Raw genomic sequence first — 14108 nt, forward strand, 5'->3', positions numbered from 1 at the left:
CAGTTATACCACCCTGAAAAGTGAGCGCCACGTCGTTGTCTATACTCAACACACAACTGACAACGGAGTGCGCCATGCCTTTACCCGATTTCACGTCCTCTGAACCGTTCACCCTCGGCATCGAACTCGAACTGCAGGTGGTTAATCCGCCCGGGTACGATCTGAGCCAGGACTCCTCCGCACTGATCGCCGCCGTCAAAGACGACATCAAAGGCGGAGAAGTGAAGCACGACATCACCGAAAGCATGCTTGAAATCGCCACCGGCGTATGCCAGACCATCGACCAGGCAGCGGCGCAGTTCTCGGTGATGCAACAGAGTATTCTGCGCGCGGCGGCGGAGCAGCATATCCAGATCTGCGGCGGCGGGACGCATCCGTTCCAGAAATGGCAGCGCCAGGAGGTGTGCGATGACGAGCGCTATAACGTCACGCTGGAGCGCTTTGGCTACCTGATTTTGCAGGCCACGGTGTTCGGCCAGCACGTACACGTCGGCTGTCGAACCGGGGACGATGCCATTTACCTGCTGCACGGTCTGTCGCGCTTTGTGCCGCACTTTATCGCCCTCGCCGCCGCGTCACCCTACATGCAGGGCACGGACACGAAGTTCGCCTCATCGCGTCTGAATATTTTTTCGGGATTTCCGGATAACGGCCAGATGCCGTGGGTCAACAACTGGCAGGCGTTCGAGGGGCTGTTCCGCCGCCTGAGCGCCACCAGCATGATCGACAGCATTAAAGACCTGCACTGGGACATTCGCCCCAGCCCGCACTTTGGTACCGTGGAAGTGCGGGTGATGGATACGCCGCTGACGCTCGGCCACGCGATAAACATTGCCGGGCTGATCCAGGCAACCTCCCACTGGCTGCTGACCACGCGGCCCTATAAGCATCAGGAGAAGGATTTTCTGCTGTACCGATTTAACCGTTTTCAGGCCTGTCGCTACGGGCTGGAGGGGATTCTGACGGACGTGCATACCGGCGAACAGAAAACCGTGGCGGAAGATATCGCCTGGCTGCTGGAACAGGTTGCGCCATCGGCCGAGAAGCTCGGCGCGACAAGCGCAATCACTGAAATTGCCCTGCTGTTAAAGCAGGGCAAGAGCGAGGCGCAGCGCATGCGGGACTTTATTGCCGACGGCGGCTCGCTTATTTCTCTCGTTCAGAAGCACTGCGAGCTGTGGGCGACGAGTCCGTAAGGCCGTGGCCCCACTCACGCAGACGCTGGAACAGCACGAACAGCGCGGGAATGAACACGATCCCCACGACGGTCGCCACCAGCATACCGCTGAACACCGTGGTGCCAATGATGCGACGGCTCTGGGCACCCGCCCCGGTCGCCAGCATCATTGGCATGACGCCGATAATAAACGACACGGCGGTCATCATCACCGCGCGGAAGCGGCGCGATGCCCCTTCCCTCGCCGCATCGACAATCGTCATTCCGTCCATACGCCGGGCGCGGGCGAACTCCACGATAAGAATCGCGTTTTTGGCCGCCAGCGCGATCAGCAATACCAGACCAATTTGCACGTAGACATCGTTGGCGTAGCCCGCCATCCACAGCCAGACCAGCGCCCCGCCGAGGGCGAAGAGCACCGAGAGCATCACGCTCGCCGGGAGCGTCCAGCTCTCATACTGGGCGACGAGAAACAGCCACGCCATCACCACCGCTGCCAGCACAATCCATATCGCCTGATTGCCGGTCTGCTGCTCCTGATACGACATGCCGCTCCAGGCGTAGTCGTATCCGGCAGGCAGGCTCTCTGCCAGAATTTCGCTCATCACCGCCATCGCGGTGCTGCTGCTCACCCCTTCCGCCGCCGAGCCGCTCACCGACACGGACGGAAACTGGTTGTACTGCTGCAGGAACGGCGCGCCAACGCCCGGCGTGATGGTGACGAGGTTGCTCAGGCGCACCCGCTCGCCGCTGTTGCTGCGCACAAACAGCTCGCTGATTTGCTCAGCGCGCTCGCGCCACTGCATTTCGTTCTGCATGACAACGTGGTAGACGCGGTTGTTGATGCTGAAATCCCCGGCGCGCGTGCCGCCAAAGGCGGTTTGCAGGCTACTGAAGATGCGCGATACCGGCACGTCGAGACGGGCCGCACGCTCGCGATCGACGGTCAGCGTCAGCTGCGGGACGTTGCTGCTCCAGGTGGTGAACACACGGCTTAGCTGCGGGTGCTGATTGGCTTTCATCAGCACCCCGCGCGTCACGCGCTCCAGCTCCGCCGGGCTTTGCCCCGCCTGCGCCTGTATGCGCAGATCGAAGCCGGAGGCGTTGCCCAGCCCCGGCAGGGTCGGCGGCGCGAAGGTCATGATGGTCGCTTCCGGCAGGGCCAGCAGCTGACGCTGCAGGGTAGCCATCACCTCGTCCAGCGGCGGGCGCTCGCTCCAGTCTTTGAGCATGATGGAGATAAACCCGCCGTTGGAAGCGCTGGTGCCGTTAAGAATGTTAAAGCCGGAGACCTGAATCACGTCTTCCACCGCCGGATTTTTAGCGATTAATTCGCGTGCGGTGGTCATTACCGCTTCGGTGCGCTCCAGCGAGGCGGCTTCCGGCAGCTGAACGCTGGCAAAGAAGTAGCCCTGGTCCTCCTGTGGCAGGAAGCCTTTTGGCATCGACGTAAAGCTGAACGCCACCACGGCCGCCGCGCCTGCGGTGGCCAGCAGCGCCAGCCACGGGCGCAGGGTGAATACGCTTACGATCCGGGTATAGCGATTGCGCGTGGCATCCAGCCCGCGGTTGAATCCGCGAAAAATCGCAGCGGGCTGTGCCGGACGCGGGCGCAGCAGCATTGCACAGAGCGCGGGCGTCAGGGTCAGCGCCACCAGGCTTGAGAGCGTGACCGCCGTGGAAAGCGTGACCGCGAACTGGCGGTAAAGCTCACCGACAATCCCCGGCAGCAGCGCCACCGGCACAAATACCGCCAGCAGCACCAGCGTCGTGGCTATCACCGGCCCGGCAATCTGGCGCAGCGCCAGCGTGGTCGCCGCCGTGCGGCTCTGCCCTTCGGCCATCAGCGTTTCGACGCTCTCCACCACCACGATGGCATCATCCACCACCATCGTCAGCGCCAGAATGATGGCGAACAGGCTGAGCGTGTTGGCGGAGTAGCCCAGCGTGTACAGCACCGCAAACGTGCCCACCAGCGACACCGGAATGGCGAGCGCAACAATCAGCGTCGCGCGCCAGCTTTGCAGGAACAGGGATACAACAACAACGACCGCCAGCATCGTCAGCGCCAGCGAGACGCCGATCTCCTTGATGGTGGCCGCAACGAAGGTGGTGGTATCGAATTTCACCTCGTAGACCAGGTCGTCCGGGAAGCGCGACGCGAGGCGCTCCAGCTCGGCGCGCACCGCGTCGGCCACGCGCAGGGCGTTGGCGGACGGTGTCGGGTAGATGCCGAGGTAGGCGGAGTCGTGTCCGTTCAGCTGCGCGCCGGAGCTGTAGCTACGCGAGCCAAGCTCGATGGTGGCGACGTCCTTCAGGCGCACCAGTTGGCCCATCTCGCCGGCGCGGATAATGATGTCAGCAAAATCATCAGCCTGGTTCAGGCGCCCCAGCCCGTTGATGGTCAGGGTCTGCTGCTGGCCGTTAAACACCGGCGGCGTGCCGACCTGGCCCGCCGCTCCCTGCACGTTCTGCTCGCGCAGCGCCTGCGCCACGTCGTCCGTGGTAACGTTCAGGGCGTTCATGCGGTCCGGACGCAGCCAGATGCGCATGCTGTAGTCGCGCGCGCCAAACATCTGCACCTGACCGACGCCCGGCAGGCGCGACAGCGCCTCACGCACCTGGGTGCTGGCGTAGTTACTGACGAACAGCGGCGTGTGGGTATTGTCAGGTGAGTAAAGACTTACCCCCATCATCAGATTGGTGGCGCGTTTGCGCACCTGCACGCCGTTTTGCTGCGCCTCCGCTGGCAGTTGCGCCACGGCCTGCGCCACGCGGTTTTGCACGTCGATGGCGGCTAAATCCGGATCGGTCCCCGCGGCAAAGGTGATGTTAAGGCTGTAGGTGCCTTCATCCGAACTCGTGGACTCCATGTACAGCATGTGATCCACGCCGTTAAGCTGCGTCTCCAGCGGCGTGGCGATAGCCTCCGCCACGTCAGCCGAACTGGCCCCCGGCCAGCTGGCAGAGACATTCACCACCGGCGGCGTGATCTGCGGATACTGCTCCACCGGGATAATCTTCAGCGCGATGGCCCCCAGCAGGGTAATGACCAGCGCTATCACCATCGCAAAGCGCGGGCGTTTGATGAAAAACGTCAGCATGATGGCTCCTTAATTCAGTATCTGGACGGCAGCACCGGGCTGTACACGCTGTGCACCGTCAGTGATCGCTCGCTCACCAGGCTTAACACCGGAAGCAATCTGGAACTGCTGCCCAACCTGCCCGGCAATTTTTAGCGGGCGTTTTTCGGCGTTTCCGTCGGCACTCACCACCCAGGCAAAGAATCCATCGCCATTCTGCTGGACCGCAGCGGCAGGGAGCGTCAGTACCGGCTGCTCGCTGGCCGGGCGCAGCGTCACATTTACGTTGCCGCCGGGCAACAGCTGATGGCGCGGGTTGGCAAACCCGGCGCGCAGCATCACGCTGGCGGTGCGCGGGTCGATGCGGTTATCCACCGAGGTCAGTTCACCCCGGATACGCTGTCCGTTGCTGTCAATGAATACCTGCCACGCCTGTTTCATGGCGCTGATATCTGCATGCTGTCCGGCTTTGGTGGCAAAGGCGCGCTCTTCCAGCGCAAAAGCGATGCGGATCGGATCAAGCTGTACTACCTCCACCAGCACGCCGCTTGCGGGGTTGACCAGGCTACCTGCGTGGAAGTTGCTGTGCCCCACGCGACCGTCAATCGGCGAGGTGATGCGGGTGTAGTTCAGGGTGACGTTGCGTGCGTCGAGCCGGGCTTTGGCCTGCTCCAGCGCAGCGCGGGCGACGTCGCGCTGCATACGCGCGTTGTCCACGTCATGACGGCTGATGGCCTTGCTGCTGCCCAGGCTTTCAAAGCGGGAAAGCTGCTGCTGCGCCTGGCGCAGCGTGGCTTCAGCGCTGTTGACTTCGGCCTGCGCCAGACGCACGGCGGCACGCGGCTCGGCATCGTCCAGCTCAAACAGCACATCCCCTTTTTTCACATACTGCCCGTCGCGAAAGTGGATTTTAGTGATAACACCTTCCGTGCGGGCGCGCAGCTCAACGGTGTGGATGGCTTCAATGCGCCCCGGGATCTGACGCTCGGCGGCGTGGGCGGTCTGCTCCACGTTGGCGACGCGCACGGGAATGGCGGCGAAGACGGGTTGCAGGGTGCAGGCAAGGAGTGCGAACAGAAGTGGGAATTTCATGGAAGTACCTCAGCGTGATTTCCCCCTCACCCCGCCCCTCTCCCACAGGGCGAGGGAGGTCAGAGTTCCCTCTCCCTGTGGGAGAGGGTTAGGGTGAGGGCAAAAGGTTATGCAGCCTTACGGAACCTGCGGGTCAGTCGCTTCTCGATTTCGACGACGAAGAACATTCCCATTGCAACCGCCAGCGTCACAAACCAGTAGCGGAGCGGCAGCGCTTCGGTGCCAAACAGCATCTGCATAAACGGCAGGTAGATGATGGCAGCCTGGAGCAGGAACAGCACGCCCGTGACCAGCCAGATGCCTTTATTCGCCAGCAGACCACGGTTCAGGGAGAACCCTTCAGTGTTGCGGCAGTTAATCATGTACACCCACTGGGCGCAGACCAGCATCTGCAGCAGTACGGTGCGGATGAACTCCGCGCTGTGGCCGCGCGGGGCCAGCCAGGCCTCCAGCGCAAAGGCGGCAATGGCAATCATGGTGCCGACAAAGGCCACGCGCCACACCGCGTAGGCGTCCATCACGTGCTGCCCGGTCTGACGTGGTGGACGGCGCATGATATTGCGCTCGGCGGCTTCAAAGGCCAGACCGAAGGAGAGCGTGGCAGAGGTCGCCATGTTCATCCACAGAATCAGCACCGGCGTCAGCGGAATGATGTTCCCCGCCAGCAGCGCAATCACAATCAATAGCCCCTGCGCCAGGTTGGTCGGCATGATGAACAGAATAGTCTTCTTCAGGTTGTCGTAAACGCGACGCCCCTCTTTCACCGCACTGGCGATGGTGGCGAAGTTATCGTCCGTCAGGACCATGTCCGCCGCCTCTTTGGTCACTTCCGTGCCTTTGATGCCCATTGCGATGCCGACATCCGCCTGACGCAGCGCCGGGGCATCGTTCACGCCGTCGCCGGTCATACCGACGATTTCACCTTTCTCCTGCAGCGCTTTCACCAGGCGCAGCTTATGCTCCGGGCTGGTACGGGCAAAGATGTCATAGGTCACCGCCGCATCCGCCAGCTCGGCATCGTTCATCTTCTCAAGCTGATAGCCAGTCACCGCCTGCTCGCTGTTGGTGATCCCCAGCATCTGGCCGATGCTCATCGCCGTCTGCGGGTGATCCCCGGTGATCATCTTCACGCGGATCCCCGCCTGCTGACAGGCGTTAATGGCATCAATCGCCTCCGGGCGCGGCGGATCCATCATTCCGGCAATGCCGAGGAAGATCAGGCCGTGGCTCAGATCGTCGTGCGTGAGCGCCGTTTCGCCATTGGCTGGCTTAAACGCCGCCGCAACCATGCGCAGTCCCTGACGCGCATAGCGCTCCATCTCGTTTTCCCAGTACGCGCGGTTGAAGGCGTCTGCACCGTGGCGGGTTTGCTGCTGCGCGCACAGGGCGAAAATGACGTCCGGCGCGCCGGTGATCAGGATCTGCTCCTCGCAGCCAATCTGATAGTGGGTGCTCATGTACTTGTACTGCGAGTCAAACGGGATCTTGTTAACCAGCGTCGTTGTTACCGGCGCGAGGTTGGCTTTCGCCGCCAGCACCTTCAGCGCGCCCTCGGTTGGCCCCCCGGTGATGCCCCACAGGCCGCGCTCGTCCTGAATCAGCTGGCTGTCGTTACAGAGGTCAATAGTGCGCAGGTACTGCTCCAGCACGGTGCCCGGCTGGATCTGCACTGGCTCATCGCTGCCTTCCAGATAAATGTTGCCCACCGGCTCATAGCTGTTGCCGTCCACGCGGTAGCAGGTGTCGGCGGTGATGATGGCTTTGACCGTCATCTCGTTCATGGTCAGGGTGCCGGTTTTATCCGAGCAGACCACGGTCATCGCGCCCAGGGTTTCAACCGTCGGCAGCTTGCGGATGATCGCCCGCTTGCGCGCCATCGCCTGCACGCCCAGGGAAAGGATAATGGAGATAATTGCAGGCAGACCTTCCGGTACGGAGGCGACCGCCAGGCTGATGAGGGAGAGCAGCAGCTCGCCCATTGGGATCTCGCGGAATGCCAGGCTGAAGACAAACAGCGCGGCCATCATCGCCAGAATAATCGCGAAGATCGCCTTACCCAGCTTGTCCATCTGCACCAGCAGCGGCGTGCGGTGTTTTTCAATGCCCGCCATCATCTGATTGATATGGCCAAGCTCGGTCTCCTGCCCGGTGGCAATAACCACGCCCACGCCACCGCCCGCGCTCACGGTAGTGCCGGAGAAGACCAGGTTGGTGCGATCGCCCAGCGGCAGCTCACCGTTCAGCGGCTGAGTATGTTTATCCACCACGGTGGATTCACCGGTCAGAATCGCCTCTTCCACGCGTAAATTATGCGCCTCAATTAAACGCATATCCGCCGGAATACGATCCCCGGCGCGTAATACAATAATATCGCCCGGGACTATTTCAGTTGTGGGGAGCGTTTCATGATTGCCATTACGAATGACGCGCGCTTCGCTGGAGAGCATGTTACGAATACTCTTCAGGGATTTTTCCGCGTTGCTTTCCTGAATATGACCAATTAAGGCATTGATAACCGCCACGCCTAAAATAACCAGCGTATCAACCCAATGCCCCATGACCGCGGTTAATACCGCGGCGGCAAGCAGGACGTAAATCAGTACATCGTTAAAATGCGCGAGAAAGCGCAGCCAGCCCGGCTTGCCTTTTTTCTCCGGCAATGCATTCGGGCCATGTTTTTGCAGACGCGCCTGCGCCTCTGCGCGGTCCAGACCGCTCACCTGGCTCTGCGTATGAGCCAGCACCTGCTCTACGGTCTGCTGGTATGCCAGCCCGCCGGAAGGCGGCATGTTTGGGGATAATTTTTTTTCGGTCATCGTATTTTTCCTTCAATATCCGGTGAACAGAAGCCTGAATTCCTTTCGGGCTTTAATTTATTCATTTTTAAGTCTTGCGGCTAAAATTGATCTACCGCAATATATTTACCGCTGGGTTATTCAAAATTAATTACGATTATTTCGACAAGCTGATTTTTACAAAATATTTCTAAACCAACGCTAAACGAGGGGGAAGCATGTTTGGTATTTATCGCGGACGACGCCTGGCGTTATACATTGTCGCAGCCATTGTTATTGCGACGTTAATTGGATATAGCACATATAGTTTTGTAAAATTACTTTCATGATGCAGACATTTATTTACATGGCATAATATTAATTTAATCACCACGATTAAATCATTCTCCTTACGCGCTTTATTTGCCGGAGAAGGTGATTATTTCATTAAAAAAGCCCAGGCAGGTTGATATTGCTTTACGTTAAAGGATGCCGGACAATGACATTTTTAACTGACGATTAACATTACGATGAAACACCCGTTAGAATCGCTGCTGACTGCCGGGGGCATTTTATTACTGGCGCTGATCTCTTGCCTACTGTTACCCGCGCCGTCGCTGGGTCTGGTGCTGGCGCAAAAGCTGATGACGACCTTTCACATGGTCGATCTGAACCAGCTTTACACCATTTTGTTTTGCGTGTGGTTTTTACTGCTTGGCGCTATCGAATTCTTCGTGCTGCGTTTCGTCTGGCGCCGCTGGTTTTCACTGGCGTCCTGAATACATAAAAAAAGCCGGGTAGCAGCTTCGCCTTACCCGGCCTGTGTGTTGTCAGTTTCAGTGCGTCCGACTGTGGTTTTCCTTGCGGTACGCCCCTGGCGGCTGATGGAAGGTGCGGGTAAAGATGCGCGTGAACGTCTGCTGCGATTCAAACCCGTAGCGCAGGCAGATCTCATAAACGCGCTCGTCCGATTCACGCAGATCCCGTGCCGCCAGCAGCAGCTTGCGTTCGCGAATATAGCGCCCCAGGCTTTCACCTTTATACTGCATAAACAGCCGCTGCAAATGCCATTTGGAGTAACCCGCATGGCGGGCAATGTCTTCAATGCGTAACGGCTGGTGCAGGTTGTCGTCGATCCATTCGACGATCGTATCAATGACTTGAGCGGAAATGGTCATACTGCTCTCCCCTTCTGCTTCTTGCTTAAACATTATTCCCACCACTGACGAAAAGTTTGTGTGGTATCACTCACCCGAACGGGCTCGCCCAGTTCCGGCGTGAGCAGTCGATAGTTTTTATCCTTGCTGGCTTTTGCCAGCTGGATCAGTGGGTCGTTCCAGGTGTGTTTTGCCAGCACAAAACGACCGTTATGCCCCGGCACCACCGCCTTTGCATTCAGGTCGACCGACGCCTGAGCCGTCTCCTCTGGCAGCATGTGGATGTACTTCCAGTCCTGGTCATACTGGCCGTTTTCCATGATGGCTAAATCCACATCACCAAACTGCTCGCCGATTGCCTTAAAGTGCGGGCCGTAGCCAGAATCTCCGCTGTAGTAGATCTTCTGCTCTGGGGTGACAAACATAAAGCTGCCCCACAGCGTCTGGTCACGTTTAATGCCTCGCCCGGAGAAGTGACGCGCGGGCAACAGGTGAACCGTCAGCGCATCGCTGATGTGCACCGACTGGTTCCAGTCGCGTTCGTCGATAATCTCTGGCTTCATCCCCCAGTAGCGCAGGTGTGACCCTACCCCGAGCGGCGTCACCACGCGTTTCACCTTCGGCAATAACGCCCTGATAGTGGCGTAATCCAGGTGGTCGTAGTGATCGTGAGAGATAATCAGCAGGTCGATCTCCGGCATGCTCGCCGCGCGCCACGGATACTCGCCCGCAAAGGCTTTATTGAGAAACGAAAACGGCGCGGCATAGTTACCAAGGACCGGGTCGATCAGGATGCGTTTTCCCGCCAGCTGCAGATACCAGGAGGAGTGGCCGAGCCATACCAGCGTGTCCTGCTCCAGCGGCAGGCTCGCCAGATCGGTTTTCACCAGCGGCAGCGGCTGAGCCGGGCGGGCATTTTCGGTTTTACGGGTCAGGAATTGCCACCACGCCACCAGCATATTTTGTTGGCCGGTAAAGCCAGGCGTCGGGAGCGTATTGTGGAATTTCCCCTCGTAGTAGTGCGGAGACGCTTCCACTTCCGTGAGCTGCGCACCCTGCGGTGGCTGGCCAAAACCGGCATTCAGAACAAACGGTAAACTCGCAGCTGAAGCAATAATCATGACGAACACCACGCAGATGAAGAGAGTTTTTTTCATATCCTGACCCGAAAACGCGAGCCATCCGATGGTTTGCGTGGGGTAAACTTGATTATGAGTGAGTAAGCACTCATTATAGATATGATGAGAAAGTCGTCAAGACGTTTTCGATCTTTGACATTCCGCGTTGCAGCGTGTCAAAGCACGTGTTTCAATCAGGGTTTTTATCAGTGAAAGGGGGAAAAATTTAGTGGCACGTCCGAAGAGTGAAGATAAAAAACAGGCCTTACTGGACGCCGCAACGGCGGCATTTGCACAGTCAGGTATTGCCGCCTCAACGGCGCTCATTGCCCGTAAGGCGGGTGTCGCCGAAGGCACCCTGTTCCGCTACTTTGCTACCAAAGACGATCTGCTGAATGCCCTCTATCTGCACCTGAAGCAGGATCTCTGCCAGACCATGCTGGCGAACCTCGATCGCACCATCACGCTGCCGAAAGAACATACCCGCAATATCTGGAACAGCTATGTGGACTGGGGGATTCGTAACCCCGTGGCGCATGCGGCTATTCGCCAGATTGGGGTCAGTGAAAAGCTGAGCGCCGAAACGGAAATGGCGGTGAAAGAGATGTTCCCGGAACTGCATGAACTGTGCCGTCGTTCGGTGCGCCCGGTGTTTATGTCGGATGAATTCAAAACGTTTGGCGATGCGCTGTTTTTATCGCTGGCCGAAAGCACGATGGAGTTTGCCACCCGCGATCCGTCCCGCGCCGTCGATTTTAAAGCCCTGGGTTTTGAAGTCATGTGGCGTGGACTGGCTCAGGAGGAGAGCGATGGACAGTAAATCCTTGCAGGCACACGCGAAGCGCGTCGCGCTGGAAATGCCTTTTACCGAACACTGCTGGCCGTTCGGCCCGGAGTACGACGTCTTCAAGGTCGGCGGGAAAATTTTCATGCTGATGGCAACCGCACACGGACGGCCGCACGTTAGCCTGAAATCCGATCCGGAAACGTCGCTGTTAAATCAGCAGATCTACCGGGGCGTTGAGCCTGGTTACCATCTGAATAAAAAACACTGGATTTCCCTTTACGGCACCGAGGACATCACTCCGGAACTGGTTACCGACCTGATTGCAGATTCCTGGAATCTGGTCGTTGATAAACTGCCTAAGAAAGACCAGAAGTGGATACGCCCCGCCTGATTGTTCGTCTGAGACGAACAGATTAAGCGCTCGAAATGCACTTATCTTTTGCCGCTTTGCGCGGTAATCTGCTCTCCTTTCGCGCCCGCGTACGGGCGAATTTCATTACCAGGAGTAGTTATGGATATCATTTCTGTCGCCCTGAAACGCCACTCCACCAAGGCGTTCGACCCGACTAAAAAACTGACCGCTGAAGAAGCAGAAAAAATCAAAACCCTGCTGCAGTACAGCCCGTCCAGCACCAACTCCCAGCCGTGGCACTTTATTGTGGCCAGCACCGAGGAAGGTAAAGCGCGCGTGGCGAAATCCGCCGCAGGTACCTATGTGTTCAACGAACGCAAAATGCTGGACGCCTCTCACGTAGTGGTGTTCTGCGCGAAAACCGCGATGGATGATGCCTGGCTTGAGCGCGTCGTGGATCAGGAAGAAGCCGATGGTCGTTTTAACACGCCAGAAGCCAAAGCCGCGAACCATAAGGGCCGGACTTACTTCGCCGATATGCACCGTGTGGATCTGAAAGATGATGACCAGTGGATGGCGAAACAGGTTTACCTGAACGTCGGTAATTTCCTGCTGGGCGTGGGTGCCATGGGTCTGGATGCAGTGCCAATCGAAGGTTTCGATGCCGCGATCCTCGACGAAGAGTTTGGCCTGAAAGAGAAAGGCTTCACCAGCGTAGTGGTGGTGCCGGTTGGCCATCACAGCGTGGAAGATTTCAACGCCACGCTGCCGAAGTCTCGCCTGCCGCTGAGCACGATTGTGACCGAGTGCTAATCCCGACGGGCCGCCGCGCGCGGCCCGTTACGTTTTACTGATGACCAGTCTGCGATGCGGATGGACGTCACGATCGTTTCCCCAGGCAAAAGCAATCCAGCGTTCTTCCAGTTCAGCGTATGAACTCACTGGTGTTAATTCCCACTCTGCGCCTACCGTACCGTCCGCCACGCTTATCTGGTAATTCATGCTGAACGCCCAGTCTATCATCCGCAACCAAAACCGCTGCCCGTCTCCCGTTTGCTCGCTGTCTGAGACCACGATATCGTATTCGCTGAGCACCCACTGAAAGAAAAGTTGTGGCAACCCGCTGATAACGGATTGATGGACCGCGCGGGGCGTACGCCAGACCATCACTTGCGTGGCGGCACCGTGAGGAAAGGTAATTTCTTTATGAAACATCAGCTTCACGGCATATGCCGTATAAGGCTTACCGTCGTCGGTAGTCACGAGACGGTATTCATCGCTATAGCGCGACTTCAGAAGCCGATACCCCACAGGCAACAAAAAACCTGGCAGATGAAAATCCACCGTGCCCCGCAACAGAAACGCTTCGGTATGTTCAACGTTTTGAGTGATAAGCCCAAGTTTTTGGCTAAATTCTGCGGAATCAATCATCAGTGGCGACATCGGTGGTTTCTCATCGCGTAAGTATAGTCCACTTCACTACTCATCTAAATGATGTAGATTCAGCAGGTTGGTCTCATTCAGACCTTATCTTACGCAATGTGAACCGACACGGCAGGATCCGTGCTGATTCCCTGAAAACGTCTCGCAAAAAAATTATTTAGCCTGTTCCGCCAGCCATGCCATCGCCCTCTCCCCCGCCTCGTCCACCGGTAAATAGACCAGCAGCCGCGACCCGTTTCGCGGTGCGGAGTACCAGTACATCTGCTGCAGCGTAAAATCCCCCAGCTCGGGATGGGTAAACAGCTTGAGCTGGTTCTCCACGCCGCGCACGTCGTTGCGCTGGTGCCACAGCGTTTTGAACTCCTCAGACACCGCAAAGAAGCGCGCCAGTTTGGCTTCCCACAGCGGGTCGCCCCGGTGCTCGGCCATCGCCGCGCGGAAATAGGAGACAAAAATCGGCAGTACATCGTCGCGTCTGCCGAGCCGCGCGCGCCACGCGGGATGGGTGAGAAACAGGTAAATACAGTTGCGGTCCTCCGGCGGGATTGCATTGAAATCAACGCCCATCAGATGCCCAAAACTGTCGTTCCACGCCACGATATCGAAATTGGGTTTCTGGATGCTGGCAGGTTTTGGCATCAGCGTATCCAGCAGGCGACGCGTGCCTTCGCTGATCCCCTCGCAGCAGACCGCCTGCGGTGCTTCGCCCGGCGGCAAACCGGCGAGCACGAAAAGATGCCGGGCTTCGGTCGGAGTACACTGCAGGGCTTTCGCTATGGCTGCCATCACCGCGCTGGACGGATTGACGTCCCTGCCCTGCTCAAGCCAGGTATACCAGGTCACACCCACGTCGGCGAGCATCGCCACCTCTTCGCGGCGCAGACCCGGCGTGCGGCGGCGTCCGCTGCGCGGCAAACCGAGACGCTGCGGATCGAGGCTTTCACGCCGGGCGCGTAAAAATGCGCCAAGCTGTTTTCGCGTGTCATCCTGAAGTGAGGCGACGGGTTCAGACATCAACGCCATAAATCCCCCTGCATGGTAGTGCCAGTACCAGTATAAGCAAGAACTGGTACCCGTTTATCAGATGGTTGATGCTACGACCATCTGATGAATGACGCAATGGAG

At 58.3% G+C, this 14108-nt stretch carries 12 protein-coding genes; 5 read left to right on the forward strand and 7 right to left on the reverse strand.

The window, feature by feature from the left end; translation table 11 throughout:
• Positions 1-74 precede the first annotated feature (74 nt).
• Positions 75-1196: a YbdK family carboxylate-amine ligase gene (locus tag ACOTXR_RS06900; RefSeq protein WP_014882882.1), complete on the forward strand. Its 1122-nt coding sequence runs from the start codon at positions 75-77 to the stop codon at positions 1194-1196.
• Here the strand turns inward: ACOTXR_RS06900 and ACOTXR_RS06905 are convergent.
• The 3 genes from ACOTXR_RS06905 to ACOTXR_RS06915 all read right to left on the reverse strand — a co-directional run bounded on the left by ACOTXR_RS06905 (position 1147) and on the right by ACOTXR_RS06915 (position 8168).
• Complete coding sequence (locus ACOTXR_RS06905; protein WP_058690605.1) at positions 1147-4281, reverse strand: efflux RND transporter permease subunit; 3135 nt, start codon at positions 4279-4281, stop codon at positions 1147-1149. The two genes, ACOTXR_RS06900 and ACOTXR_RS06905, sit on opposite strands and share 50 nt — an antisense overlap.
• Before the next feature lie 9 nt (positions 4282-4290).
• Positions 4291-5352, reverse strand: coding sequence for an efflux RND transporter periplasmic adaptor subunit (locus ACOTXR_RS06910; RefSeq protein ID WP_058690606.1), 1062 nt, complete (start codon positions 5350-5352; stop codon positions 4291-4293).
• A 107-nt stretch (positions 5353-5459) separates the two neighbouring features.
• Positions 5460-8168, reverse strand: coding sequence for a cation-transporting P-type ATPase (locus tag ACOTXR_RS06915; protein WP_023336856.1), 2709 nt, complete (start codon positions 8166-8168; stop codon positions 5460-5462).
• Between the two features lie 488 nt (positions 8169-8656).
• Between ACOTXR_RS06915 and ACOTXR_RS06920 the strand changes: the two genes are divergently transcribed.
• On the forward strand, positions 8657-8905 hold the full coding sequence (locus ACOTXR_RS06920; protein ID WP_023332302.1) for a DUF1158 domain-containing protein: 249 nt from the start codon (positions 8657-8659) through the stop codon (positions 8903-8905).
• A 57-nt stretch (positions 8906-8962) separates the two neighbouring features.
• Here ACOTXR_RS06920 and ACOTXR_RS06925 read toward each other — a convergent pair whose 3' ends face one another.
• Complete coding sequence (locus ACOTXR_RS06925; protein ID WP_014882877.1) at positions 8963-9304, reverse strand: RamA family antibiotic efflux transcriptional regulator; 342 nt, start codon at positions 9302-9304, stop codon at positions 8963-8965.
• A gap of 32 nt (positions 9305-9336) precedes the next feature.
• Positions 9337-10440, reverse strand: coding sequence for a RomA family MBL fold metallo-hydrolase (locus ACOTXR_RS06930; protein WP_023332301.1), 1104 nt, complete (start codon positions 10438-10440; stop codon positions 9337-9339).
• 190 nt (positions 10441-10630) lie between these two features.
• Here ACOTXR_RS06930 and ACOTXR_RS06935 point away from each other — a divergent pair, with 190 nt between their 5' ends.
• The 3 genes from ACOTXR_RS06935 to nfsB all read left to right on the forward strand — a co-directional run bounded on the left by ACOTXR_RS06935 (position 10631) and on the right by nfsB (position 12353).
• On the forward strand, positions 10631-11221 hold the full coding sequence (locus ACOTXR_RS06935) for a TetR/AcrR family transcriptional regulator (protein ID WP_014882875.1): 591 nt from the start codon (positions 10631-10633) through the stop codon (positions 11219-11221).
• Entirely contained in the window at positions 11211-11579 is a 369-nt protein-coding gene (locus ACOTXR_RS06940; RefSeq protein ID WP_058690607.1) for an MmcQ/YjbR family DNA-binding protein, read from the forward strand. The genes ACOTXR_RS06935 and ACOTXR_RS06940 overlap by 11 nt, the downstream gene beginning before the upstream one ends.
• A gap of 120 nt (positions 11580-11699) precedes the next feature.
• Positions 11700-12353 (forward strand): oxygen-insensitive NAD(P)H nitroreductase, encoded by a 654-nt coding sequence (gene nfsB, locus ACOTXR_RS06945; RefSeq protein WP_014882873.1) that lies wholly within the window; start codon positions 11700-11702, stop codon positions 12351-12353.
• Between the two features lie 27 nt (positions 12354-12380).
• On the opposite strand, the gene ACOTXR_RS06950 is transcribed toward nfsB, so the two are convergent.
• A complete protein-coding gene (locus ACOTXR_RS06950) occupies positions 12381-12983 on the reverse strand; it encodes a hypothetical protein (protein WP_058690608.1) in 603 nt (200 codons plus the stop codon).
• 153 nt (positions 12984-13136) lie between these two features.
• A complete protein-coding gene (locus ACOTXR_RS06955) occupies positions 13137-14006 on the reverse strand; it encodes a helix-turn-helix transcriptional regulator (protein ID WP_063434030.1) in 870 nt (289 codons plus the stop codon).
• Positions 14007-14108 lie beyond the last annotated feature (102 nt).

Origin of the sequence: Enterobacter cloacae complex sp. IR53030, assembly GCF_049238365.1 — a bacterium.
GTDB lineage: Bacteria > Pseudomonadota > Gammaproteobacteria > Enterobacterales > Enterobacteriaceae > Enterobacter > Enterobacter kobei.